Origin of the sequence: Methylocystis sp. ATCC 49242, from assembly GCF_000188155.2 — a bacterium.
Lineage (GTDB): Bacteria > Pseudomonadota > Alphaproteobacteria > Rhizobiales > Beijerinckiaceae > Methylocystis.
In genome coordinates this window covers 1,761,993-1,784,865 of the sequence record NZ_KE124774.1, presented here as the reverse complement: position 1 = coordinate 1,784,865, position 22,873 = coordinate 1,761,993, and the positions used below count along the sequence as shown (strand labels likewise).

At 64.2% G+C, this 22,873-nt stretch carries 22 protein-coding genes and 1 tRNA gene; 16 read left to right on the top strand and 7 right to left on the bottom strand.

Features of this window, described 5'->3' with window-relative positions; genetic code table 11:
• Positions 1-191: 191 nt before the first annotated feature.
• Positions 192-1,169, top strand: a complete 978-nt coding sequence (locus MET49242_RS25535; RefSeq protein ID WP_210162336.1) for an AraC family transcriptional regulator — start codon at positions 192-194, stop codon at positions 1,167-1,169.
• Between the two features lie 20 nt (positions 1,170-1,189).
• On the opposite strand, the gene MET49242_RS26445 is transcribed toward MET49242_RS25535, so the two are convergent.
• Entirely contained in the window at positions 1,190-3,463 is a 2,274-nt protein-coding gene (locus MET49242_RS26445) for a lytic transglycosylase domain-containing protein (RefSeq protein WP_036282913.1), read from the bottom strand.
• A 197-nt stretch (positions 3,464-3,660) separates the two neighbouring features.
• Between MET49242_RS26445 and dapA the strand changes: the two genes are divergently transcribed.
• Entirely contained in the window at positions 3,661-4,554 is an 894-nt protein-coding gene (dapA, locus tag MET49242_RS10915) for a 4-hydroxy-tetrahydrodipicolinate synthase (RefSeq protein ID WP_036287723.1), read from the top strand.
• A 9-nt stretch (positions 4,555-4,563) separates the two neighbouring features.
• The gene (gene smpB / locus MET49242_RS10910) at positions 4,564-5,040 is read left to right on the top strand and encodes an SsrA-binding protein SmpB (RefSeq protein WP_036282911.1); all 477 of its coding nucleotides are present in this window, start codon (positions 4,564-4,566) and stop codon (positions 5,038-5,040) included.
• A gap of 55 nt (positions 5,041-5,095) precedes the next feature.
• Here smpB and MET49242_RS10905 read toward each other — a convergent pair whose 3' ends face one another.
• Positions 5,096-5,707 (bottom strand): NYN domain-containing protein, encoded by a 612-nt coding sequence (locus tag MET49242_RS10905; protein WP_036282909.1) that lies wholly within the window; start codon positions 5,705-5,707, stop codon positions 5,096-5,098.
• 520 nt (positions 5,708-6,227) lie between these two features.
• Here MET49242_RS10905 and rpoZ point away from each other — a divergent pair.
• Both rpoZ and MET49242_RS10895 read left to right on the top strand, forming a co-directional pair.
• Positions 6,228-6,617 (top strand): DNA-directed RNA polymerase subunit omega, encoded by a 390-nt coding sequence (rpoZ, locus tag MET49242_RS10900; protein WP_036282907.1) that lies wholly within the window; start codon positions 6,228-6,230, stop codon positions 6,615-6,617.
• 175 nt (positions 6,618-6,792) lie between these two features.
• Positions 6,793-9,006 carry a bifunctional (p)ppGpp synthetase/guanosine-3',5'-bis(diphosphate) 3'-pyrophosphohydrolase gene (locus MET49242_RS10895; RefSeq protein ID WP_036282906.1) on the top strand — a complete coding sequence of 738 codons (2,214 nt, stop codon included), beginning with the start codon at positions 6,793-6,795 and terminating at the stop codon, positions 9,004-9,006.
• Positions 9,007-9,041: 35 nt separating this feature from the next.
• Here MET49242_RS10895 and MET49242_RS23350 read toward each other — a convergent pair whose 3' ends face one another.
• Positions 9,042-9,611: a hypothetical protein gene (locus MET49242_RS23350; protein ID WP_144259587.1), complete on the bottom strand. Its 570-nt coding sequence runs from the start codon at positions 9,609-9,611 to the stop codon at positions 9,042-9,044.
• A 255-nt stretch (positions 9,612-9,866) separates the two neighbouring features.
• Here MET49242_RS23350 and MET49242_RS10885 point away from each other — a divergent pair, with 255 nt between their 5' ends.
• The 7 genes from MET49242_RS10885 to recO all read left to right on the top strand — a co-directional run bounded on the left by MET49242_RS10885 (position 9,867) and on the right by recO (position 14,584).
• On the top strand, positions 9,867-10,622 hold the full coding sequence (locus MET49242_RS10885) for a pyridoxine 5'-phosphate synthase (protein WP_036282904.1): 756 nt from the start codon (positions 9,867-9,869) through the stop codon (positions 10,620-10,622).
• A gap of 92 nt (positions 10,623-10,714) precedes the next feature.
• Entirely contained in the window at positions 10,715-11,113 is a 399-nt protein-coding gene (acpS, locus tag MET49242_RS10880) for a holo-ACP synthase (protein WP_036282903.1), read from the top strand.
• Between the two features lie 71 nt (positions 11,114-11,184).
• A complete protein-coding gene (gene lepB, locus MET49242_RS10875; RefSeq protein ID WP_036282901.1) occupies positions 11,185-11,955 on the top strand; it encodes a signal peptidase I in 771 nt (256 codons plus the stop codon).
• Between the two features lie 7 nt (positions 11,956-11,962).
• On the top strand, positions 11,963-12,667 hold the full coding sequence (gene rnc / locus MET49242_RS10870) for a ribonuclease III (protein WP_036282899.1): 705 nt from the start codon (positions 11,963-11,965) through the stop codon (positions 12,665-12,667).
• Positions 12,664-13,587, top strand: a complete 924-nt coding sequence (era, locus tag MET49242_RS10865; protein WP_051134133.1) for a GTPase Era — start codon at positions 12,664-12,666, stop codon at positions 13,585-13,587. Before rnc ends, era begins: the two co-directional genes overlap by 4 nt.
• 36 nt (positions 13,588-13,623) lie before the next feature.
• Complete coding sequence (locus tag MET49242_RS10860) at positions 13,624-13,851, top strand: DUF1737 domain-containing protein (protein ID WP_036282897.1); 228 nt, start codon at positions 13,624-13,626, stop codon at positions 13,849-13,851.
• 7 nt (positions 13,852-13,858) lie between these two features.
• Positions 13,859-14,584 carry a DNA repair protein RecO gene (recO, locus tag MET49242_RS10855; protein WP_036282895.1) on the top strand — a complete coding sequence of 242 codons (726 nt, stop codon included), beginning with the start codon at positions 13,859-13,861 and terminating at the stop codon, positions 14,582-14,584.
• A gap of 8 nt (positions 14,585-14,592) precedes the next feature.
• Here recO and MET49242_RS10850 read toward each other — a convergent pair whose 3' ends face one another.
• Positions 14,593-14,841: a hypothetical protein gene (locus MET49242_RS10850; RefSeq protein WP_192815593.1), complete on the bottom strand. Its 249-nt coding sequence runs from the start codon at positions 14,839-14,841 to the stop codon at positions 14,593-14,595.
• Between the two features lie 239 nt (positions 14,842-15,080).
• Between MET49242_RS10850 and parC the strand changes: the two genes are divergently transcribed.
• Positions 15,081-17,345 (top strand): DNA topoisomerase IV subunit A, encoded by a 2,265-nt coding sequence (parC, locus tag MET49242_RS10845; protein WP_036282893.1) that lies wholly within the window; start codon positions 15,081-15,083, stop codon positions 17,343-17,345.
• A 48-nt stretch (positions 17,346-17,393) separates the two neighbouring features.
• Here the strand turns inward: parC and MET49242_RS10840 are convergent, their stop codons facing one another.
• From MET49242_RS10840 to MET49242_RS10830, 3 genes are all read right to left on the bottom strand, one after another.
• Complete coding sequence (locus MET49242_RS10840) at positions 17,394-17,990, bottom strand: hypothetical protein (RefSeq protein WP_036282891.1); 597 nt, start codon at positions 17,988-17,990, stop codon at positions 17,394-17,396.
• A 15-nt stretch (positions 17,991-18,005) separates the two neighbouring features.
• Positions 18,006-18,845, bottom strand: a complete 840-nt coding sequence (gene cysE / locus MET49242_RS10835) for a serine O-acetyltransferase (protein ID WP_036282889.1) — start codon at positions 18,843-18,845, stop codon at positions 18,006-18,008.
• A gap of 71 nt (positions 18,846-18,916) precedes the next feature.
• Complete coding sequence (locus tag MET49242_RS10830; RefSeq protein ID WP_036287713.1) at positions 18,917-19,684, bottom strand: alpha/beta fold hydrolase; 768 nt, start codon at positions 19,682-19,684, stop codon at positions 18,917-18,919.
• 153 nt (positions 19,685-19,837) lie between these two features.
• Between MET49242_RS10830 and MET49242_RS10825 the strand changes: the two genes are divergently transcribed.
• The 3 genes from MET49242_RS10825 (at position 19,838) to thrS (ending at position 22,724) form a co-directional block, all read left to right on the top strand.
• Positions 19,838-19,914: transfer RNA gene (locus MET49242_RS10825), tRNA-Arg, on the top strand.
• Positions 19,915-20,369: 455 nt separating this feature from the next.
• Positions 20,370-20,585, top strand: a complete 216-nt coding sequence (locus MET49242_RS24975) for a hypothetical protein (RefSeq protein ID WP_144259586.1) — start codon at positions 20,370-20,372, stop codon at positions 20,583-20,585.
• Positions 20,586-20,792: 207 nt separating this feature from the next.
• Positions 20,793-22,724, top strand: coding sequence for a threonine--tRNA ligase (gene thrS / locus MET49242_RS10815; RefSeq protein ID WP_036282885.1), 1,932 nt, complete (start codon positions 20,793-20,795; stop codon positions 22,722-22,724).
• Positions 22,725-22,873: the final 149 nt, after the last annotated feature.

Here is a 22,873-nt window from a genome sequence, read left to right as displayed (position 1 = left end):
AAGTAGAGGCGTAGTGAACGAAGGTATGCCAACGATTTTATGAATGACTCATACGAATTTCCGATACTGTAATGTAGACGCTTACTGGAAGCGGATTATACGAATCCTGCCTTATCCAAAAAACGGAAGCGCTGCTTTCAATCGCAAAAAATGCGGAATAATTATTTCAAATGAAGATACGAAAGTCGACAGTGATACGCTGGACCTTAAGTGTAAATCAGGAATGTGAATTTGTGGAGCCAAGCGAGGAAATCGTAAACATCTTCGTTCCAACCGACGCTAATGACAAGCCCGTCAAGATTTCCTTCTTTTCTCCAGCTGCCGGAATGGATGTTTTCCATTTTCACTTCAGGGCCGACGGCGCAGATGAGCGGCGATTGAAGCCATTGCTTAGTTTAAGCTCGGAGTTCAATCGTCTGGTGTTCCAGACGGAGGTCGTTCACAGCGGGTCGAGTCAATACAGGGATATGCGCTCGGCTCGTATCTTCAGCATTTCTCGCGGCTTCGACCTGTTCAGATCGGGCGCTTCAATGGAAACAATGCTCAGCGTCGACGCCACGCTCGATTACAAGTCGAGTGTCGTGACGATAGATCACGATGTTCTCTTTACGCTCGTAGGGAGCGACGCGGGAAAATCGCTGATCGATTGTCTCGGACTCGATGGACCCGAGTCAGCCGAGGTGCACAGGATTCCCTTGGCTGTATCGTGCCATCTCAAGCGGCCCCTTCCCAACAGAACCGGACCGGTGGGAAAACTCTATATGCAGGCGCGCATTCTCGACTATCTGAGCGGCCTGGTCGACTTTGCGCTCGCGGAGAAAGTGACGAGGCCGACGGGCTACCGAGCGAGTTCCCGGGCGAAGGCGTTGCACGACTATTTGATCCAGATCGACGGTCCGATCCCGACTATGGAGACGCTGGCGAAGGAGTTCAATCGCTCGTCGAGGAGTTTGAACGAGGACTTTTCACGCGAATATGGAATGCCGATCCATGCGTTCATGATGGAGCATCGGATGAGACGCGCCCACGAGGCGATCGAAAACACCAACGCGCCCCTGAAGGTGATCTCCGCGAACCTCGGCTATTCCCATGTGAACCACTTCAATGCCGCCTTTCGGCGCAAGTTCGGCTATCCGCCCGGATCGTTGAGAAAGAGCGGAAAGCCATGATCGCGGCGGGAGAGCTCGCCTTATAATCCGTCGCCGGCCCGCGCCAGCTCCATTTGCGGCGCGCGCGTGTCCGTGTCGCCGAATTTCGCGCGATATACGACGAAATTCTCCATCACGCGCTGCACGTAATTGCGCGTCTCGGTGATCGGGATGCGCTCGACCCAGTCGATCGGATCGACGTTCGGCTTGCGCGGATCGCCATAGGCGTCAATCCACTGCTTCACGCGTCCGCCGCCGGCGTTGTAGGCCGCGAAGGTGAGGAGATAGGCGCCCCTGTATTCGCCGAGCAGAATCCCCAGATGCGCGGCGCCGAGCTGCGCATTGAAGGCGGGCTCGTTCAGCATGCGCGAGAGGTCGAAGCCGACGCCGTGCTGATAGGCCGTATGGCGCGCGGTGGAGGCGATCATCTGCATCAGCCCCATCGCCCCTGCGGAGGAAACGGCCTTCGGATCGAAGGCGCTCTCCTGCCGCGCGATGGCGTAGACGACCGAACGCGACGCGGATTTCGGCAGGGCCTCGAAATTCGGCACGCCATAGGAGGGGAAGGCGACGTCGTCGAGCGGCACGCCGCGATATGAGGCGCTCTTGCCGAAGATTAGCGAGAGCTTCGCGTCGCGCTGGCTCGCGATCACCTCGCCCAGCGCGGCGACATGTTTCGGATCGGCGACATTCTTCGCCGCCTCGAGGGCGAGGGGCGCGGCGATTTCCTTGTCGCCGGTCGCGAGCAGAAGCTCCACGACGCGGACCGCCTCATGGCGCTGGTCGCCCTTCGTCGCTTCGGGCGGCGTGCGCAGCGGCTTGTCGGCGGCGCCGAGCTTCGCATTGGCCAGCTGGCCATAGAAGGTCGTCGAATGGGCGGCGGCCATCTGATAGAAGCCGCGCGCCCGCGCGTCGTCTTCCGGCGTCCGCATCGCCTCATAGGCGCGGCCGCGCCAGTAGAGCGCGCGCGACTTCTGGAGCGGCGTCTCGGCGACCTGTTCGAGCGTTGCGAAATGGCGTGAGGCGCGGGCCGGATCGTCGAGGAAGCGCAGCGCGATCCAGCCCGCCTGAAATTCCGCCTCGACCTTGTTGCTCGTCGACCTGGCGCGGTGCTGCGCGGCGATGACATAGGCGGTCTCGGCGTCGCCCATATCCAGAACCTTGCGCGAGACCTGACGGCGCTCCGCCCACCAGGCGTCGCCGTCGATGACGCGCTCGGGCTCCTGCGGCGCCTTGCGCAGCAGGGCGGCCGCCTCGGCGTATTTCTTGGCGTTGGTCAGCGAATGGACGCGCGAGAAGAGCAGTCCCGGATCATTCTGCAGCGACGGCGGGACGGAGGCGTAGAGCCTGTCGCCGCCGGCGCCGCCCCAGGCGGCGGCGCGGACGCGGGCGAGCAGCGTCACGTCCTTGCCGGCGAGTTCGGCGGCGCGCAGGGCGAGGGCGTTCTTGCCCGAATAGAGTAGCCGGTCGGCGCGGTATTTATGGTCTTCGACCGTGAGAAAGTCGCCGAGATCCTTGCGGAACATGGTCTCGAAGCTCTGGCCGAGGTCGTCCTCGCGCCAGGCGTCGCGGGCGAGCCGCGCGGCCGCCTCGAAATCGCCGTCGCGAGCCAGCGCCTTCGCCAGCGCATATTTGCCGTAAGCGGTAATGGGCTTCGAGTCGGCGAACCACGCCCTCACGACCTTGTCGGCCTGATGCTCGGCGACGAGCGATTCCTCGGCGCGCTTGCGCAGCCATTCGGCGGCGGGCCAGTCGGGATGGTCGGCGAGGAAGCCCGCGATGCGCTTGAAGCCCGCCTCCCTGGGATGGAGCCGCAGGCCCCCCCACCGCGCGGCGGTGTCGGGAAGCTTCGCCTGCAGATTCGCCGCGGCCTGTTCGGCGGCGGCGAAATCGCCGGCCTTGTAGAAGGCGAGCGTCTGGGCGAAGACTTCGGAGTCGTCGCCGAGCAGTTTTGCAGGATCGAGAGGGCTCGGACCCGTTCCGCCCTTCAGCCATCCGTCTGCGGGGGCATAGGCCGCGAGCGGCGAGAGCGGGCCGTCATCGGCGCCGAAAAGCGCGGCCTGCGGCGGGTGCGCCTCCTCCGTGCCGGCGGGGACGCCGGTGACGAATCCGCGCAGCGACTCCTCGAGCGAGCCGACGCGCGAACGCCACGCGCCGAGGCTGAAGGGGACGGAGGGAATCCAGCGATTCTCCGTGCGTTTCGCCTCGCCGTCGCCCATGTCGCTGAAGCCCGTGAAAGCGGGCGTGATCAGCGCGATCGCGGTCGCCGTTGAAAGGAGCTTGAGGCGCGTCGAGACGCGAGAGGGCAACATCATCGAACTGCACTTCCGTTGTTGCGCAAAGGCTGCTCTCATTTCGTTTACGGAGCGTTAACCAACTCCCCGCCGACGGTTATCGACACCGGAGCGCTCGCAAGGGCTTTTCTCGGGCGCCCCCAGCGGCTATGAAAGACGTCTTCCATCATACGGACGCGAATACGGCGGCTGTGAGGCGCGGGGAAAGCTCTGATTCTATGAGTAAAAAGCCGATTTTTCATGGGTCGATCACAGCTCTCGTCACCCCCTTTGCCAATGGAGAGGTCGATTTCGACGCGCTGCGGGCGCTTGTCGACTGGCAGATCGAGAGCGGCACGCATGGCCTCGTGCCGGTCGGCACGACCGGCGAAAGCCCGACGCTGAGCCATGAGGAGCACGGCCGCGTCATCACCGAGACCATCCGCGCCGCGCGCGGCCGCGTCCCGGTGATCGCCGGCGCCGGCTCGAACAACACGCGCGAGGCGATCGCGCTCGCGGGCCACGCCGAGCGGGCGGGGGCCGACGCCCTGCTGATCGTGACGCCCTATTACAACAAGCCCAATCAGGAAGGGCTTTATCTGCACTTCAAGGCGATCAACGACGCCGTCTCGATCCCGATCATCATCTACAACATCCCGCCGCGCTCGGTCATCGACATGAGCGTGGACACGATGCGGCGGCTGTCCGAACTGAAAAACATCGTCGGCGTGAAGGACGCGACCGGCAACATCGGTCGCATCTCACTTCAGCGCGAGGCGATGGGGCCCGACTTCATCCAGCTTTCGGGCGACGATCTCACCGCGCTGGCCTGCATGGCGGCGGGCGCCCATGGGTGCATTTCGGTCGTCGCGAATATTGCGCCGCGCCTCTGCGCGGATTTGCAGAACGCCTGCCTCGCCGGCGATTTCGCAAAGGCGCTGGAGATTCAGGACAGGCTCGTGCCGCTGCACGTCGCCACATTCCTGGAGGCGGGCGTGACGGGCGCGAAATATGGCCTGTCGCTGCTCGGCAAGGCGAAGGAGGAGGTGCGCCTGCCGCTGGTTCCCTCCACGCAGGCGACCAGGGACCGCATCCGCGCCGCCATGGTTCACGCCGGCGTGCTTCCGGCCTAAGGAAATTCCGTGGCCCCGAAGCAGGACCCGAATTTCAAGGTCGTCGCCGACAACCGCAAGGCGCGCTTCCATTACGAGATCGGCGAAACCTTCGAGGCCGGGATTTCGCTGACCGGCACGGAGGTGAAGTCGCTGCGCACCGGCAAGGCGACGATCGCCGAAAGCTATTGCCACGTCGACCGGCAGGGCGAAGCCTGGCTGGTCAACGCAAATATTCCCGAATATCTCGCGGGGAACCGCTTCAACCACGAGCCCAAGCGCCTGCGAAAGCTGCTGCTCAAGAAGCGCGAGCTGGCGAAGCTGGCGCAGGCCGTGGAGCGCGAGGGCATGACCATCGTGCCGCTGAAGCTCTATTTCAATGCAAAGGGCCGCGCGAAACTGACGATTGCGATGGGTCGCGGCAAGAAGCTGCACGACAAGCGCGAGGTGGAGAAGAAGCGCGACTGGAGCCGCGAAAAAGGCCGGCTGATGCGCGACAAAGGATAAGCCCGGCGGAGGCGCCGGGCTTTGGAATTCGCAGAAGGAAGCCTGACGAGGAGGATTACTCCTCGTCTTCCTCATGGCCCGCCGGAGCGGTCTGCGGCATGGGCCGGCGCTCCTGGTAGCGCTGCATGCGCTCGGCGCGCTCGCCCGGATCGCGGCCGATCTTGCTGACGAGGTGGATCAGGTCGATGAATTCGTCCGCCTGGCGGCGCAGTTCGTCGGCGATCATCGGCGGCTGCGTGGTGATCGTGGAGATCACGGAGACGCGCACGCCCTTGCGCTGCACGGCCTCGACCAGCGAGCGGAAATCGCCGTCGCCGGAGAAGAGCACCATGTGGTCGATATGCTCGGCCATCTCCATCGCGTCGACAGCGAGCTCGATGTCCATATTGCCCTTCACCTTGCGGCGGCCGAGAGAATCCACGAATTCCTTCGTCGGCTTGGTGACGACGGCGTAGCCGTTGTAGTCCAGCCAGTCGATGAGCGGGCGAATCGACGAATATTCCTGATCCTCGATCAGCGCGGTGTAATAGAAGGCGCGGATGAGGCGGCCCTTGCCCTGGAACTCACGGAGCAGGCGCTTGTAGTCGATGTCGAATCCCAGCGATTTCGCGGTCGCATAGAGATTCGCGCCGTCAATGAATAATGCAATTCGCTCGATATCAGCCATTTCGTTCTCACGGTCGGGTTTATGCTGAGATGACATGACGACTTTTAAATAACGCCGTCAACCCACAGCGGCGTTCGCAGGGTCGTCTTGCCTTCTTCCTACGTTCGGCTCTCTCGCCCGATTCAATTCTTGCGTTTTGATGGGCGCGCACTTGCAATCTGAAGGAGAGTTGACAATTCCGGCCAAAACTCGCACGCTTGCAGGCGCATCGTCGCCTAACCTGTTATACGGATAGATTGCCCCGAAGATGCGACAGGTCAAGCGCGGCAATTGCCGTTGACAATAATTTTAACAAAGTTTCTCCGAGATCAACCTATCTAAATCCTTGCAGCGCTTAAAATCAATTCAAAAATTCCGGAAAAGTACGGAGCTTTCTACGATATGTGGAGCTCTCTACGAAAGAAGCGTCATGCGCGGCTGAGGCGGCCCCCGATGCCTGGATTGAGTCGTCGCTGTTGATTAACCGGGGATTCTGGCGTATCAGCCTTTATTCCCCTTCCTTACAGGAGTTCTGCATCAGATGGCGCGCGTCACCGTCGAAGATTGCATTGACAAGATCGAGAACCGCTTCGATCTCGTTCTTCTCGCGGCGCATCGGGCGCGGCTGATTTCCTCTGGCCAGCAGATTCTCGTCGAGCGCGACCGCGACAAAAACCCGGTCGTCGCCTTGCGCGAGATCGCCGAGTCGGCGCTCGCTCCCGAGGATCTGTCGGAAGACTTCATCCACTCGTTGCAGCGCCATGTCGAAGTGGACGAGCCCGAGGCCGAGGCCGCTCCGGCGCTGACGCCGGCGTCGGGCGCAGGCGACTTCGAGGGCGAAGCCCAGTTCGATCGCATGACCGAGGAAGACCTGCTGCGCGGCCTCGAAGGGCTCGTGCCCCCGGCCGAGGTCGAGGACGAGGGCGAGTAAGCCCCGTCTTCGCCAACGAGGCGCGGTTTTCGGCTTCTCCTGTTTGAGACCGCCGCCAAGCTGGTCTACACTGTTGAAAACTCCCAGCGGCCGGGCGTCGTTTGTCGCGTAGCGCGTAGCTTGCGTCGAACGCGGCGGCGGCGCCGGCCGCGCTGCAGGTCGGCGGCTGTCGCGCATGATGCGTCAATATGAACTCGTCGAGCGAGTGCGGAAATATAATCCGCGCGTCGACGAAGATTTGCTCAACCGGGCCTATGTCTACGCCATGAAGGCGCATGGGCAGCAGACCCGCGCTTCGGGCGACCCCTATTTCTCCCATCCGCTGGAAGTCGCGGCGATCCTTACCGATCTCAAGCTCGACGACGCGACGATCGTCGCGGCGGTGCTGCACGACACGATCGAAGACACCGAGACGACCCGCGAGGAGATAGATCGTCTTTTCGGCGAGCAGATCGGCAAGCTCGTCGACGGCCTCACCAAGATCGAGAAGCTGGATCTCGTCTCCAAGCAGGCGCGGCAGGGAGAGAATTTCCGCAAGCTTCTCCTCGCCGTCGCGGAAGACGTGCGCGTGCTGCTCGTAAAGCTCGCCGACCGTCTGCACAACATGCGCACGCTGCATTTCGTGCCGCAGGAAAAGCGCGCCCGGATCTCGCAGGAGACGCTCGACATCTATGCGCCGCTCGCCGGCCGCATGGGCATGCAGCGCCTGCGCGAGGAGCTGGAAGGCCTCGCCTTTCGCCATCTGATGCCCGAGGCCTATCAGACGATCGAAGAGCGGCTGCATGATCTGCGCACGAAGAACGGCCGCATCATCAAGCGCATCGAAGACGAGCTGACAAAGGAATTTTCGAGGCGCGGAATAGAGGCGGCGGTCACCGGGCGGCAGAAGACGCCTTATTCCGTGTGGCGCAAGATGGAGCGCAAATCCGTCTCCTTCGAGCAGCTCTCGGATATTTTCGGTTTCCGCATCATCGTCGGCGCGGTGGAGGACTGCTATCGCGCGCTCGGCGTCATTCACACCAAATGGCCGAATGTTCCGGGGCGCTTCAAGGACTACATCTCGACGCCCAAGCAGAACGACTATCGCTCGATCCACACCACTGTCATCGGCCCCGGCCATCAGCGCGTCGAACTGCAGATCCGGACGGCGGAGATGCACGAGATCGCACGCTTCGGCATCGCCGCCCATGCGCTCTACAAGGACGCGACCGGCGAAGAAGGCCGCGAGGAGCTGGCGAAGGAAAGCCGCGCCTTCCGCTGGCTGCAGGAGACGCTGGAGCTGCTCGCCCATGGCGACAGCCATCCCGAGGAGTTTCTGGAGCACACGCGGCTCGAATTGTTCCAGGATCAGGTCTTCTGCTTCACGCCCAAGGGCGGGCTGATCGCCCTGCCGCGCGGCGCGACGCCGATCGATTTCGCCTACGCCGTGCACACCAAGCTCGGCAATTCGGCGGTGGGCGCCAAGATCAACGGCCGCGTCGCGCCGGTCCTGTCGCCTTTGCAGAACGGCGACGAGGTCGAGATCATCCGCGCCGACGGGCATGTTCCGCCGGCGGCGTGGGAGGCCGCGGTGGTCACCGGCAAGGCGCGCGCCGCCATACGCCGCGCCACGCGCGAGGCCGTGCGCCAGCAATATGCGGGGCTTGGCCGGCAGATCATCGAGCGGGCCTTCGAGCGCGCGGGCCGCGCCTATTCGGACGACAAGCTGAAGGCCGTGCTGACGCGGCTGGCGCGGCCGTCGATCGACGATGTGCTGGCGGCGGTGGGGCGCGGGGAAATCTATTCCGGCGACGTGGTGAAGGCCGTCTATCCAGACTTCAGCGAGGAGCGCAAAGGCGGCCCGACGCCGATGGGGCCGGGCGAGCCGGGCTGGTTCGGCGTCAAGGCCAACGCCAATGTCGTGTTCAAGGCCCCGGACGCCGTCGACGGCGCGCCGGGAGCCATCCCGATCCGCGGGCTGCGCGGCGACGCGCCCGTGCGCTTCGCGCCCGAGGGCGGCGCCGTGCCGGGCGACCGCATCGTCGGCATTCTCACGCCGGGCGAGGGCATCACCATCTATCCGATCCAGTCGCCATCCCTCACCGCCTTCGACGACCAGCCCGACCGCTGGCTCGACGTGCGCTGGGACATCGACGCCGACACGCGCGAACTCTTCCCCGCGCGCATCGTCGCAACGGCGATGAACGAGCCGGGTTCGCTCGGGGCGCTCGCGACGCTGATCGGCGAGACGGGCGCCAATATCGACAACATCAGCTTCCGCGCCCATTCGCCGGACTTCCGCGAAATGACCTTCGATCTCGAAGTGGCGGATCTGAAGCACCTGACGGATGTCATCGCCCGGCTGCGCGCGAGCCCGCTGGTGAGCAAGGTGGAGCGGGTGATCGGGTGAGGAGCGCGGCGGATCGAGCCGCCGCGCATTGTCGATCAGAGGGCGCCTTCATCTGTCTGGGACATCACATCGGCGACCTTGCCGCGCTTGACGAGACAGCGCCACGGCGCTTTCTCCGCGCCGACGCCGACCGTCACGGTGTTGTTCGCCTCCGATGAGACGGCGCTGATCACCACCACTTTCGGATTGTGCGTCGTCTTCTTCACCGCCTTCAGGCAGGCTTGCTTGTCGCGCTTCGGCACGTCGTCGTAAACCTTGGCCGACTCCGGCCTGGCTGGCTCCGACGGGGCGCTCTCGACAGTCTCCTGTTCAACGACCTGGCACACGCCATTGGCTCTGTGCGGCCCGGTATAGGAGACGATCAGCGAACCCGAATCCCGCGCAACGCTGATGGTGACGCCGCCCCCTACGATCTCGGAATAATTCGCGTTCTTCGAGCGGACCGTCGCTCTTTTTCCGTTCAGATAAGCGCGGCCGGCCCGGTCGGTTTCGACGGAGATGTCCGTTGGGCATTTGGCGGCGAAATAGGGAACTTTCGCAAACGCCGCGCCTGCGAAAAGCATGACAGTCACGGCTAAAGAAGCCGCGAGACCTCGAGCTTTCATTTACCAACTCCTTATTGCAAAGATTAAGTTTATCCCAAGTAAGGCCGATTTATACATTATATTTATTTACCAGCGAATACGACTCTATGACCAATCCCCACATTGATTCATGGAAATTTGTGTAAATCGAGATTTGCGCCAGGATCATGCTCCTGATTTCTGTAGACTTTTCTTGTACAAGACTTCCTGCGGAAAGCCTGGCGTCCGCCGCCCGCCCCAATGGCAATCGCCCCCCGCGCGCGCTAAGAAAGCCGCATGAACACCAAATCCCTCCGTCTCGGCGTCAACGTCGATCACGTCGCCACCATCCGCAACGCCCGCGGCGGGCCGCGCCCCGACCCCGTGCGGGCGGCGCTGCTCGCTATCGAAGCCGGCGCCGACGGCATTACGGCGCATCTGCGCGAGGATCGCCGCCACATCAACGACGCCGACATGGCGCGGCTCAAGGCCGCCATCACCCGGCCGCTCAATTTCGAGATGGCCGCGACCGGGCAGATGCTCGACATCGCGCTCGCCACCGCGCCGCACGCCGTCTGTCTCGTTCCCGAAAAGCGCACCGAGCGCACGACCGAGGGCGGGCTCGACGTCGTGGGCGGGCATGACTATCTCGCGCCCTATGTCGATCAGCTCGCGCGCGGCGGCATAAGGGTTTCGCTGTTCATCGAGCCATCGGAGGAGGCGATCGACGCCGCCGTATCGATCAGGGCGCCGGTCGTGGAGCTTCACACGGGGGCCTGGTGCCATGCGGTGGAGGTGCGCGATCTCGCCCTTGCGGAGCGGGAGTTCGCGCGCGTCGAAAAGGCCGCCGCCTACGCCGCTGAGCGCGGCATCGAGGTCCACGCCGGGCACGGGCTCGACTATGAGACCGCGCGCCGCGTTTCGGCCCTGCCGCAGATCGTCGAGCTGAACATCGGCCATTTCCTCATCGGCGAAGCGGTCTTCGTCGGTCTCGCCGAGGCCATCCGGCAGATGCGGCGCGCGATGGACGACGGCAGGGCGAGCGCCGCATGACGCGCCGCCTGGCAAGAGCCGGCTTCCTCATCCCGAGGAGCGCGCCGGGCGCGCGTCTCGAAGGGTAAGGCGCGTGGAAAGGCGCAGCTTCGATGATTCTCGGCTTCGGCAATGATCTCTGCGACATCCGCCGCATCGAGCGGGCGCTCGAGCGTTACGGGCAGCGTTTCACGCGCCGGATCTACACGGACATAGAGCGCGCGAAGTCGGATCGCCGCGCGGCGCGCGCCGCCACCTACGCCAAGCGCTTCGCCGCCAAGGAGGCCTGCGCCAAGGCGCTCGGCACAGGCATAAGACAGGGCGTGTTCTGGAGGGACATGGGGGTCGTGAACCTTCCCTCCGGCCGGCCGACCATGGCGCTCACCGGGGGCGCGGCCGCGCGGCTGGAGGAGATGACCCCGCCGGGCATGCGCGCCGTCATCCATCTGACGCTCACGGACGAATATCCTCTCGCGCAAGCGCAGGTTCTCATTGAGGCCGTGGCGTGCTAAGCGGGGCAAGCCGGGCAGGCCGACGCCGCCCAACGACAAAGGAGTGAGGCGGCTTGAGCAGGAACGTCCCGGTGGCTGACAAACACGAAGAAGGCGGTCTGCTGGAAACGATCAAGGTGATCGTCCAGGCGCTCGCCATCGCGCTCGTCATTCGCACGCTGCTGTTTCAGCCCTTCAACATCCCGTCAGGCTCGATGATCCCGACGCTATTGATCGGCGACTATGTCTTCGTGTCGAAATACGCCTACGGCTATTCGAATTACTCCATGCCCTTCGGCCCCAACATCCTGCCGGGCCGCATCCTTTCCTCGCCGCCCAAGCGCGGCGACGTGGTCGTTTTCAAACTGCCGCGCGACAATGAGACCGATTACATCAAGCGCGTGATCGGCCTGCCGGGCGACCGCATCCAGGTCATCGAGGGCCGCCTCTACATCAATGGCGTGATCGTGCCGCGCGAGCCGATCGAGAAGGCCCGCACCGAAAACCGCGAAGGCCGCGAGGTTCCGGTTCCGACCTACAAGGAAACCCTGCCGGGGGGCGACGGCTATCCGGGCGTCGAGCACACGATCATCGAGATCGAGGGCGACCACGGCATCAACGACAACACCGAACTCTTCGTCGTGCCGCCGGATCAATATTTCATGATGGGCGACAATCGCGACAACTCCACCGATTCGCGCATCGCGCCGGATCTGGGCGGGGTGGGCTATGTGCCCTTCATCAATCTCGTCGGCCGCGCGGAGATCATCTTCTTCTCGGTGAAGAAGGACGAATCCGCGCTCGCCTTCTGGCGCTGGCCGTGGTCGGTGCGCTGGGATCGCCTGTTCAAGCCGGCCCATTGAGCGCGCGATGGCGCGGGCGAAAGTCGATCTCGCCGCCCTCGAGGAGAGCGTCGGACACAGGTTCGCCGACCAGTCCCTGCTGCGATGGGCGCTGACCCATGTCAGCGCGTCGTCGCAACGGCCCGAGTCATACGAGCGGCTGGAGTTTCTCGGCGACCGCGTGCTCGGCCTCGCCGTGGCGCACATGCTTTACGAGGCTTTTCCCGGCGAGAGCGAGGGCGAACTCTCGCGCCGCCTCGCCGCGCTGGTGCGCAAGGAGACCTGCGCGGAAGTCGCGGAGATCTGGGGCGTCGGGCCCTATATGAGGCTGGGCGAGGGCGAGGCGCAGACCGGCGGCCGCAAGAAGCGTGCGATTCTCGGCGACGTGTGCGAGGCGATCATCGGCGCGGTGTTTCTGGACGGCGGCGCTGACGCCGCCGGGCGTGTGGTGCGCGCGGGCTTTGGCCCGAAAATGCTGGAAGCGGGGCGCGACCTGCGCGACGCCAAGACCGCGCTGCAGGAATGGGCGCAGGCTCGCCGGCTCCCGCCGCCGCGTTACCGGCTGATCGCGCGCAGCGGGCCGGACCACGCGCCCTCATTCGAGATGGCGGTGGACATAGAAGGCTTCGAATCGGCCGGGGGAGCGGGCGCCTCGAAGCGTGTCGCGGAACAGGCGGCCGCGGCGGCTTTCATGGCGCGCGAGGGCGTCGAGGACGGAAAGGGATCGACGTGACCGAAGAAAACGCCGCTGGACAGGAAACGCGCTGCGGCTTCGCGGCGCTCGTCGGCGCGCCCAACGCCGGCAAGTCGACGCTATTGAACCAGCTCGTCGGCGCGAAAGTGTCGATCGTCTCGCGCAAGGCGCAGACGACGCGGGCGCTCGTGCGCGGCATCGCCATCGACGGACCGGCGCAGATCATACTGGTCGATACGCCCGGCATCTTCAAGCCGAAGCGCCGACTCGACCGCGCCATGGTGGCGAGCGCGCTTTCCGGCGCGACCGACGCCGATGTCGTCGCTCTGCTGGTCGATGCGCGAAGGGGGCTCGATGAGGAAGTCGAGTCGATCCTGACGCAGCTTGCGGAAGTGAAGGCGCCGAAGATTCTGGTGCTGAACAAGATCGACGTGATCGCCCGCGAAAAGCTGCTTGCGCTCGCCGCGAAAATGAATGAGCGCGGGAAGTTCGAGGAGACCTTCATGGTCTCCGCGCTCACCGGCGACGGCGTCGGGGATCTGCGCCATGCGCTCGGAAAGCGCATGAAGCCGGGGCCGTGGCTCTACCCCGAGGACCAGCTCTCCGACGCGCCGCTGCGGCTGCTCGCCGCCGAGATCACGCGCGAGCAGATCTACGAGCGGCTGCACGACGAACTGCCCTATCAGTCGACCGTCGAAACCGATTCGTGGACGAACCAGAAGGATGGCTCGGCGCGCATCGAGCAGACGATCTATGTCACCCGCGAGGGGCAGAAACGCATCGTCATCGGCGAGGGCGGGAAGACCATAAAGGCCATCGGCCAGGCGGCGCGGCGCGAGATCGCGGAGGCCGCCGAGCAGCCCGTTCACCTTTTCCTCTTCGTTAAGGTTCGGGAAAACTGGGCGGACGATCCGGAGCGCTACCGCGAAATGCGTCTGGAGTTTCCAAAGGGCGGGTAGTATCGACGATCGAAGCAGATTCTGCGGGGAGGGAAAATGTCGGAGAAACGCAAGGTCACGACCGTCTATCGATATCTGACCGGCCCTGACGACGTCTCCTTCTGTCATCGCGTCACACAGGCGCTGAGCATGGGCTGGCAGCTCTATGGCTCGCCCACGCTTACTTTCGATTCCGCAAAGGGCCGCGTCATTTGCGGACAGGCTTTGACCAAGGATGTCGAAGACCTGGAATACAAGCCGGACATAAAACTTTCCGAGGTCTGAGCCCGAAATGGAATGGCGCGACGAGGGTCTCGTGATCGGCGCGCGAAAGCACGGCGAGACTTCCGTCATTCTCGAACTGATGACCCGCCAGCATGGCCGCCACCTCGGCGTCGTGCGGGGAGGCCGCTCGCAGGCGATGCGGCCCGTCCTGCAGCCCGGCAATCTCGTGGTCGCCAGCTGGCGAGCGCGGCTGGAGGTCCATCTCGGCGCCTTCGCCATCGAACCGCTCGCTTCCCGCGCTGCACGTTATCTGGATCGCGGCGCGGCGCTGCACGGCGTTGCGGCGCTGGCGGCGTGGCTCCGCCTGCTTCCGGAACGCGATCCTTACGAGGAATTGTTCGAAATGGCCGACGCCATCGCCTGCCGGCTCGATGCGGCTGACTTCGCCGCGCCATTGATGGCGCGATTTGAACTGGCGTTGCTGGGCGCGCTCGGTTTCGGCCTTGATCTCGGCGCCTGCGCGCTCACCGGCGCGCGCGATGATCTGGCCTATGTGTCGCCCAAATCCGGCCGCGCGGTGAGCCGTGAGGCGGGCGCCCCCTGGCGGGAGCGGCTGCTGCCCTATCCGGCGTTCCTGCGAGAGGCGAGTGATGTGGCCGCTGTCGATGACGTCGCCGCCGCCTTCCGGCTGACCGGCTATTTTCTCACCCGCGACGTGCTGGCGCCGCGCGGCGTGGCGATGCCGGCTTCACGCGCGCTTTATATCGACGCCCTTGCGCGGGCCGCGGCGTGAGAACCGGCTCAGCGCAGTTCGTCGCAGATGATTCGCGATTCCTTGCTCGTCACGCCATATCCCTCGTCGGTGTCGACGAGGATCTCGCGACACACCGCCTGCATCCCTTCGTCGTTGCGGGCTTCCTCGCGCGCGGGCGCGGCGCGGCGGCGCGCGGCGTGAGCCGAATCAGCGACGGAAAAGAACGGGAATTCGAGAGCTTGCGCGGCGCCGGCAAAAATTGACGTCATGGCCAGAAGCGTAAGGATTTTCTTCATTTTCGCCTTGCTGGAGGGATGACTGAAATTCGCGCGTCATAGCGCCGCGCCATCGAAGCGGCTACTTTTCTAAAGGAGGCGGCCGCGGCGCGGCAAGCGTTAAAATGCAACTATTTCGGGTAAAAGAAAAAATGCCGTCAGGGCTGGCGGTTAGACTTGTGGATTGACGACGGCGCGCTTGCGCCGTCGGCTCGCGGCTCATAGGACGGGCGCGGGCGCGCGACAACAGGATCAGGTGAATGGCGCAAAAGGGCGGTTCGGCGGGCAGGGGCAAGGGCGGCGGCGAGGAGACGGCTCCGACGCCGGTCGATCTGCGCGAGGCGCTGGAAGAACGCTACCTGCGTTATGCGCTGTCGACAATCACCGACCGCGCCCTGCCCGACGCGCGCGACGGTCTGAAACCCGTTCACCGTCGCATTCTCTACGGCATGCATGTGCTGCGGCTCGATCCCGGCGCGCCGTTCAAGAAATGCGCGAAGATCGTCGGCGACGTGATGGGCTCGTTCCATCCTCATGGCGACCAGGCGATCTATGACGCTCTGGTGCGTCTCGCGCAGGATTTCTCCTCGCGCTATCCGCTCGTCGACGGGCAGGGCAATTTCGGAAATATCGACGGCGACTCGGCCGCCGCCTATCGCTACACCGAAGCGCGCATGACGTCCGTCGCGCGCGGGCTGCTCGAAGGCATCGACGAAGACGCGATCGACTTCAAGCCGAATTATTCAGGCGAAGAGAAGGAGCCGATCGTCCTCCCCTCGGCGCTGCCGAACATGTTGGCGAATGGCGCGCAGGGCATTGCGGTCGGCATGGCGACGTCGATCCCGCCGCACAATCTCGCCGAGCTCTGCGACGCGGCGCTCTATCTCATTTCGCATCGAAATGCGACGAGCGAGCAGCTGCTCACTTTCGTGCAGGGGCCGGATTTTCCGACCGGCGGCATTATCGTCGACAGGCGCGAGGAGATCGTCGAGGCCTATCGCACGGGGCGCGGCTCCTTCCGCGTGCGCGCGCGCTGGACGAAAGAGGAGCTGCCGCGCGGCGGCTGGGTCGCCGTCGTAACGGAAATTCCCTATGGCGTGCAGAAGTCGCGTCTCATCGAAAAACTTGCGGAGCTGATCTCGGAGCGCAAGCTCCCGCTCGTCGCCGACGTGCGCGACGAGTCTGCGGAGGACGTGCGCATCGTCCTCGAACCGCGCTCGCGCAACATCGACGCGGCGCTGATGATGGAGACGCTGTTCAAGCTCTCCGAACTCGAAACGCGCTTCGGCATGAACATGAATGTTCTCGTCGACGGCGTGACGCCGCGCGTCGTCTCGCTCGACGAGGCGCTGCGGCAGTGGCTCGATCACCGGCGCGAAGTGCTGCAACGCCGCTCGCGCCACAGGCTCGCCGCGATCCTGCGCCGCATCGAGCAACTGGAAGGCATGATCATCGTCTTCCTCAATCTCGACGAGGTGATCCGCATCATCCGCGAGGAGGACGACGCCAAGGGCGAGCTGAAGAAGGCGTTCAAGCTCACCGACCTTCAGGTCGATTATATTCTCGACACGCGCCTGCGGTCGTTGCGCAAGCTCGAGGAAATGGAGCTGCGCCGCGAGCTGAAAGAACTCACGGACGAGCGCGCAGACATCGAGGCGCTGCTGGCCGACGACGGCAGGCAATGGAAGACGATCGCCGCCCAGGTCCGCGAGCTGAAGAAGATTTACGGGCCTCAGACTGAAATCGGCAAGCGTCGCACGACCTTCGAGGACGCGCCGGCCGCGGTCGATCTCGATCTCGCGGAGGCCATGATCGAGCGCGAGCCGATCACCGTCGTCGTTTCGAAGAAGGGCTGGATTCGCGCGCTGAAAGGCCATGTGCAAGATCTGTCGACGCTGCAGTTCAAGGGCGACGACGAACTGGATACGAGCTTCTTTGCTCAGACGACGTCGAAGATCCTCGTGCTCGCCACCAATGGCAAGGCCTATACGCTCGACGCCTCGAAACTGCCGGGCGGGCGCGGGCATGGCGAGCCGATCCGTCTTTTCGCGGATATCGACGAGGATGCGAGCGTCGCGCGCGTCTTGCCGCATGAGCCGCAAGCGTCATTGCTGCTCGTCGCCGACGACGGGCGCGGCTTCGTCGTCGCGCAGGACGATCTGCTGTCGTCAACGAAAAAGGGCCGCGCCGTGCTCAATGTCGAACCGCCGGCGCGTCTGAAGGTCGTCACGGAGGCGGCGGGCGATCATGTCGCGATCATCGGCGAGAACCGCAAGCTCCTCGTCTTCCCGCTGGAGGAGGCGCCGCGCATGGCGCGCGGAAAGGGCGTGCGCATGCAGCGCTACAAGGACGGCGGCGTCGCGGACGCAAAGGTGTTCTCGCTCGCCGACGGGCTGACATGGACGGATTCGTCGGGCCGCGTCTTTACCGTCGAGAAGCTGGAGCTGAAAGAGTGGATCGGCCACCGCGCCGAAGCCGGAAGGCTGCCGCCGCGGGGGTTCCCGAGGAATAACAGGTTTGGGTGAGGCGCCCGACAGGCGCCCGCGCGTTCTTCCCGCGGGGGCAGAACGCAATCACGACGGCTTCGAGAAATCCGGGATCCTGAAAAACAGCTTCCCCTGCCGCCACATTGTGAACGCGACGCCGCCCGCGACGACGGCGAATACGCCGAAGCCGATATAGAGGTAGAACTCCTCGTCGGTCATGAGGCCGACGGAGAAGGGGTGACGGCCCTCGTAGCTTTTGGCGCCATTGTCGCTGACGAGCTTCGCGTAGAGCACGTAATTGCCGGGCTGTTTGAAGTCCTGATCGAAATTCACCATCCCGTTGCGGAATTTCTGCACGGGCAGGCGCCCGACGACATCGGCCTCGGGGTCGGCCTCGCCGTTTGGCCCCTTGCTGCGCAGGATGCGAATGTCCCAGTTCATGTCGCGCAGCTCATTGTCCGAGGCGTCGAGGACGATGACGCTCGGGCCGGTGTCGGGCAGGGCGACGCATTCGCGGTCGATGTTCTTCTTCGGCTGCATGGCGACGAATTTCATCGACTTTTCGCCCAGCGCGATGGGGCAGTCGGGATCATAGTAATGCCAGCCGGCGGCGCGGGCGGGTTGCGACGAAAGAGTCGCGGCCGAAAGGATGAAAAGCGCCGCGCCGAAAAGAAGTCTGCTCACGTTAACCCCTCGCCCTCACATCCCTGCGTCCAGAACCGCCAGCATCTGGTCCATCGCCAGCGCCGGCTCGGCGCATTTCGAGTCGCCGACGATTCGCGCCGGCACGCCTGCGACAGTCTTGTTTGCGGGCACGGAGTCAAGGACCACCGAACCCGCCGCGATCATGGCGCAGCGGCCGATCTCGATATTGCCCAGCACTTTCGCGCCGGCGCCGATCAGCACGCCGCGACGCACCTTCGGGTGCCGGTCGCCGCGCGCCTTTCCGGTGCCGCCCAGCGTCACGCCATGCAGCATCGAGACGTCGTCCTCTATCACGCTGGTCGCGCCGATGACGACGCCGGTCGCATGGTCGATGAACACGCCCTTGCCGATGACGGCGGCGGGGTGAATGTCGGTCTGAAAAATCTGCGACGAGAGACTCTGCAGGGTCAGCGCAAAGTCGCTGCGGCCGTTCTTCCACAGCCAATGCGCCAGCCGGTAGGTCTGAAGCGCGTGGAAACCCTTGAAATAGAGCGCCGGCTCGATCAGCCGCGTGCAGGCGGGGTCGCGCTCGACCACCGCGAGCAGATCGGCGCGAAAGGCCTCGGCGATCGACGGGTCGCGGGCGAGGCAGGCCTCATAGGCCTGGCGGATCGCGGCGTAGGAGGCCTCGGGGCGATCCAGCCGCTGGGCGACGCGATGCGTGACCACGCCCGCAACGGAATCCTGCGCCAGCACGGCCGGATGGATGAAGCCGCCAAGCTCGGGTTCGCGGCGCAGCACGTCTTCCGCTTCGAGCCGCATCCGCGCGAGCATCGGGTCCCCTTGCGTGAAGTCGATGACTTTCGCGGATTGTTCGCGGGTGTCGACGGCCATTCGGGCTCTCCTCTTGCGCCCGCTATATAGGGGTTTTCTATCCCGAAATCATCCCGCCCGGCGCGCCGGCCTCAGGGGCGCGCCGACAGGAACTCCAGCACCGCCTGCTTGTAGAGGCGGTCGCCGACGGCGCGGTTGTGGTCGCGGCCGGGAATGTCGAAAATTCGCACATTGCGGAACAGGGGCTGCAACGGCGCGGGATCGCCGGCCACGTCGTCCCGCGTTCCGACGCAGATGAGCACCGGGCTCTCGATCCGGGCGAGAAGCGACGGCTCGATCGCCTTGCGCGCGCCACGCACGCAGGCGGCGAGCGCGGCGAGATCGCTGCGCGTCGATTCGGCGAAGCCGCGGAAGATCTTGAGCATCGAATTGTCGATGTCCTCGATGCGCTCGGCCTCCATGGCCTCCGCAAGACCGCCCGGCAGGCCGGCGTCCTCGACGAGATACTGGCCGATGCCGCCGAGAACCAGCCCGCGCACGCGCTCGGGATGCGCCAGACTCATGACCGTGGCGATTCGCGCGCCCAGCGAGTAGCCCATGACATCGGCGCGCTCGATGGCGAGATGATCGAGCAGGTTGATCACGTCCTGCGCCATGATATCGAGCGAATATTGCGCCGGATCGTAGAGTTTCTGCGATCTCCCGTGACCCCGGTTGTCGAAGGCGATCACGCGCCGGCCGTCCTCGGTCAGGGTCTTCACCCATTGGGTGAACATCCAGTTCACCGCATGGGTGGAGGCGAAGCCGTGAATGAGAACGATGGGCTCGCGCCGATCTTCTGTCAGGGGCTCGAAATCCGAATACGCAATCTCGACGCCATTCGAGATGAAAGTTTCCATCATGAATCCCGGTTAGACCCTTCTACTTAAACGCAAAAACGCCCTGCGCAAGCGTTGTGTGGCCAAATTCAAAACCGCTATTGCCAATCGGGCCGCTTGCCGTTAAACGAGCGCATGTCGTCGCCGCCTCCGGGGCGGTCACGAGACGACAGGGCGCCCGTAGCTCAGCTGGATAGAGCACCAGACTACGAATCTGGGGGTCAGAGGTTCGAATCCTTTCGGGCGCGCCATTCTTCCGCATCACGCCTTCTTCTCGACTGCAGTAGGGAAAGTGCGCCCCTGCGGCCATGCCGTGGCCGGTCGGGGTCTTTCGCCGCTTGCGATGTTAAATATGGCGGCAAGGGCGAGCGGGAAGCGACTCCGCGCGACAAGAAATGTCGCAGTATTTTCACGTAGAGCCTTCGCGCGCCGGCCCATGCCGGATTGGCGATCAGTGGTGATGGCGCCGCCGCTTGCGCGCGCCCGGATTCGGCGCGATCGACGCAGCGAAGTTCCCCGACAGGCGAAACCGTCGCGCGAGATCGCAGGCTTCTTTACGTAAACGCCGAAAATTCACCACGCCCGCAGGAAAAATGGCGCAACTGCGACTTCACTCGATTGTGACAGAGCGCCGCTCTAGATCGGTTTGAAGGCCGTCGTCTTTGCAGCAACGGACCGAAACAGACATACAACGGGAGAAGGAAATATGGTGCGCAAGCTGTTCATCGTCGTCGCCGCCGCCAGCGTCGTCGTCCTGTCGGGTCAGGCTCTCGCCTGGCACTCGACGCATGAGCGGCACATGCGCGAGCATCACGGCCACAACGGCTACGGGCGCCACCATGACAGGCATTGGCGCCACCATCATGATTATCACTGGGGCAAGCACCACCACCACGGCGTTCATCTCGAGGGCTCTCACTGACGCCGGGTCGCGCGATTCGCCAGACAAAATGAAAGCCGCCCGCGTTTCGCCGGCGGCTTTTTTTCGGGAGACTCCTCCGCCCCCGAGCGCCCGCGCGATGGGGCCGGGCAATTGCGCCCTCGCTCGCGGGGCGCTAAAAACGCGGCCTTCCATCCACAGCGACTTACGCCGGTTTGCAGCGGCGATTGAGCGCGTCAGGAGGCAAATATGGTTGCGGTCACATTCCCCGACGGGGCGTCCCGTCAGTTCGAAGCCGGCGTCACGGGCTTCGACATCGCGAAGAGCATCTCCCCCTCCCTCGCCAAGCGCACGGTCGCCATGACGCTCGACGGCGAACTGGTCGACCTGATGAAGCCTGTCAAACAGGACGCGAAGATCGAGTTCGTCTCGCGCGAGGACCCGCGCGCGCTGGAACTCATTCGCCACGACGCCGCCCATGTGCTGGCGGAGGCGGTGCAGGAGCTTTATCCCGGCACGCAGGTCACGATCGGCCCGGTGATCGAGAACGGCTTTTATTACGACTTCCATCGCGCCGAGCCCTTCACGCTCGAAGACCTGCCGGCGATCGAGAAGAAGATGCGGGAGATCGTCGCGCGCGACGCGCCCATCGTGCGCGAGGAATGGGATCGTGACCACGCCAGGACCTGGTTCATCGCCAAGGGCGAGACCTTCAAGGGCGAACTCATCGACAGCATCAAGTCCGACGAGCCGCTGAGCGTTTACAAGCAGGGCCATTGGCTCGATCTCTGCCGCGGCCCGCATCTGCCCTCGGTCGGCAAGATTGGCACGGCCTTCAAGCTGATGAAGGTCGCGGGCGCCTATTGGCGCGGCGATTCGACGAAGCCGATGCTCAGCCGCATCTACGGCACGGCCTGGGCCACGCAGGAGGAACTCGACGCCTATCTGCATCGCCTGGAGGAAGCCGAGCGCCGCGACCACCGCCGCCTCGGCCGCGAGATGGATCTCTTCCATTTCCAGGAGGAGGGGCCGGGCGCGATTTTCTGGCATCCGAAAGGCTGGACGCTCTTCCAGACGCTCGTCTCCTATATGCGTCGGCGACAGAAGGCGGCGGGCTACACGGAAGTGAACACGCCGCAGGTGCTCGACCGCGCGCTGTGGGAGACGTCGGGCCACTGGCAGACCTATCGCGAGAACATGTTCGTCACCAAGACGGAAGACGAGCGTATTTTCGCGCTGAAGCCGATGAACTGCCCCGGCCATGTGCAGATCTTCAAGAACGGGCTGAAGTCCTATCGCGACCTGCCGGTGAAGATCGCGGAATTCGGCGTCGTGCATCGCTACGAGCCCTCCGGCGCGCTGCACGGCATGATGCGCGTGCGCGCCTTTACGCAGGACGACGCGCATATCTTCTGCTCCGAAGACCAGATCATGGACGAGGCGCTGAAGATCAACGACCTCATCCTGACGATCTACCGCGACTTCGGCTTCGACGATGTCGTGGTGAAGCTCTCGACGCGCCCGGAAAAGCGCGTCGGCTCGGACGAGGCGTGGGACAAGGCGGAAGCCGCGCTCGGCAAGGTGCTCGACGAACTTGCCCGACGCGGGCTGAAGACGAGCATTCAGGAAGGCGAGGGCGCTTTCTACGGGCCGAAGCTCGAATATACGCTGCGCGACGCCATCGGCCGCGAATGGCAATGCGGCACGACGCAGGTGGACTTCAACCTCCCGGTGCGATTCGGCGCCTTCTACATCGGCGCCGACAGCGACAAGAAGATTCCAGTGATGATCCACCGCGCAATGTTCGGTTCGCTCGAGCGCTTCACCGGCATTCTGATCGAGCATTTCGCCGGCCATCTACCTCTGTGGCTCTCGCCGCTGCAGATCGTCATCTGCACGATCACGCAGGAGGCCGACGACTACGCCTATGAGGTTGCCGCCGCCGCGCGAAAACTCGGGCTCAACGTCGACATCGACGCGCGCAACGAGAAGATCACCTACAAGGTGCGCGAACATTCGCTCGCCAAGGTTCCGGTGCTTCTCGTCGCGGGCAAGAAGGAGGCGGCCGAGCGCACGATCTCGATTCGCCGTCTCGGCTCGCAGCAGCAGACGCAGATGGGAATCGACGAGGCGCTGGCGCAGCTGGCGGCGGAAGCGACGCCGCCGGACGTGAGGTCCTAGGCTTCGAGTCTCGAGCCGCCATATCTCCCCGCAAGCAGGGAGGTATGGCGGTCGGAGACCGTCGGGCAGGGCGCTGCGTCGACGCCGAAGATTTGCCCCTTCCGGACCGCGCTTTGCGGGGCGAGTCTCCCTGCAGCGGGTGGGCGGCG

Bases quoted from the DNA above. Each gene is read 5' to 3' on its own strand.
- MET49242_RS26445 (WP_036282913.1), bottom strand. From the start codon at position 3,463: ATGATGTTGCCCTCTCGCGTCTCGACGCGCCTCAAGCTCCTTTCAACG.
- dapA (WP_036287723.1), top strand. From the start codon at position 3,661: ATGAGTAAAAAGCCGATTTTTCATGGGTCGATCACAGCTCTCGTCACC.
- MET49242_RS10905 (WP_036282909.1), bottom strand. From the start codon at position 5,707: ATGGCTGATATCGAGCGAATTGCATTATTCATTGACGGCGCGAATCTC.
- rpoZ (WP_036282907.1), top strand. From the start codon at position 6,228: ATGGCGCGCGTCACCGTCGAAGATTGCATTGACAAGATCGAGAACCGC.
- MET49242_RS10895 (WP_036282906.1), top strand. From the start codon at position 6,793: ATGATGCGTCAATATGAACTCGTCGAGCGAGTGCGGAAATATAATCCG.
- MET49242_RS23350 (WP_144259587.1), bottom strand. From the start codon at position 9,611: ATGAAAGCTCGAGGTCTCGCGGCTTCTTTAGCCGTGACTGTCATGCTT.
- MET49242_RS10885 (WP_036282904.1), top strand. From the start codon at position 9,867: ATGAACACCAAATCCCTCCGTCTCGGCGTCAACGTCGATCACGTCGCC.
- acpS (WP_036282903.1), top strand. From the start codon at position 10,715: ATGATTCTCGGCTTCGGCAATGATCTCTGCGACATCCGCCGCATCGAG.
- rnc (WP_036282899.1), top strand. From the start codon at position 11,963: ATGGCGCGGGCGAAAGTCGATCTCGCCGCCCTCGAGGAGAGCGTCGGA.
- MET49242_RS10860 (WP_036282897.1), top strand. From the start codon at position 13,624: ATGTCGGAGAAACGCAAGGTCACGACCGTCTATCGATATCTGACCGGC.
- recO (WP_036282895.1), top strand. From the start codon at position 13,859: ATGGAATGGCGCGACGAGGGTCTCGTGATCGGCGCGCGAAAGCACGGC.
- MET49242_RS10850 (WP_192815593.1), bottom strand. From the start codon at position 14,841: ATGAAGAAAATCCTTACGCTTCTGGCCATGACGTCAATTTTTGCCGGC.
- parC (WP_036282893.1), top strand. From the start codon at position 15,081: ATGGCGCAAAAGGGCGGTTCGGCGGGCAGGGGCAAGGGCGGCGGCGAG.
- cysE (WP_036282889.1), bottom strand. From the start codon at position 18,845: ATGGCCGTCGACACCCGCGAACAATCCGCGAAAGTCATCGACTTCACG.
- MET49242_RS10830 (WP_036287713.1), bottom strand. From the start codon at position 19,684: ATGGAAACTTTCATCTCGAATGGCGTCGAGATTGCGTATTCGGATTTC.
- MET49242_RS24975 (WP_144259586.1), top strand. From the start codon at position 20,370: ATGGTGCGCAAGCTGTTCATCGTCGTCGCCGCCGCCAGCGTCGTCGTC.
- thrS (WP_036282885.1), top strand. From the start codon at position 20,793: ATGGTTGCGGTCACATTCCCCGACGGGGCGTCCCGTCAGTTCGAAGCC.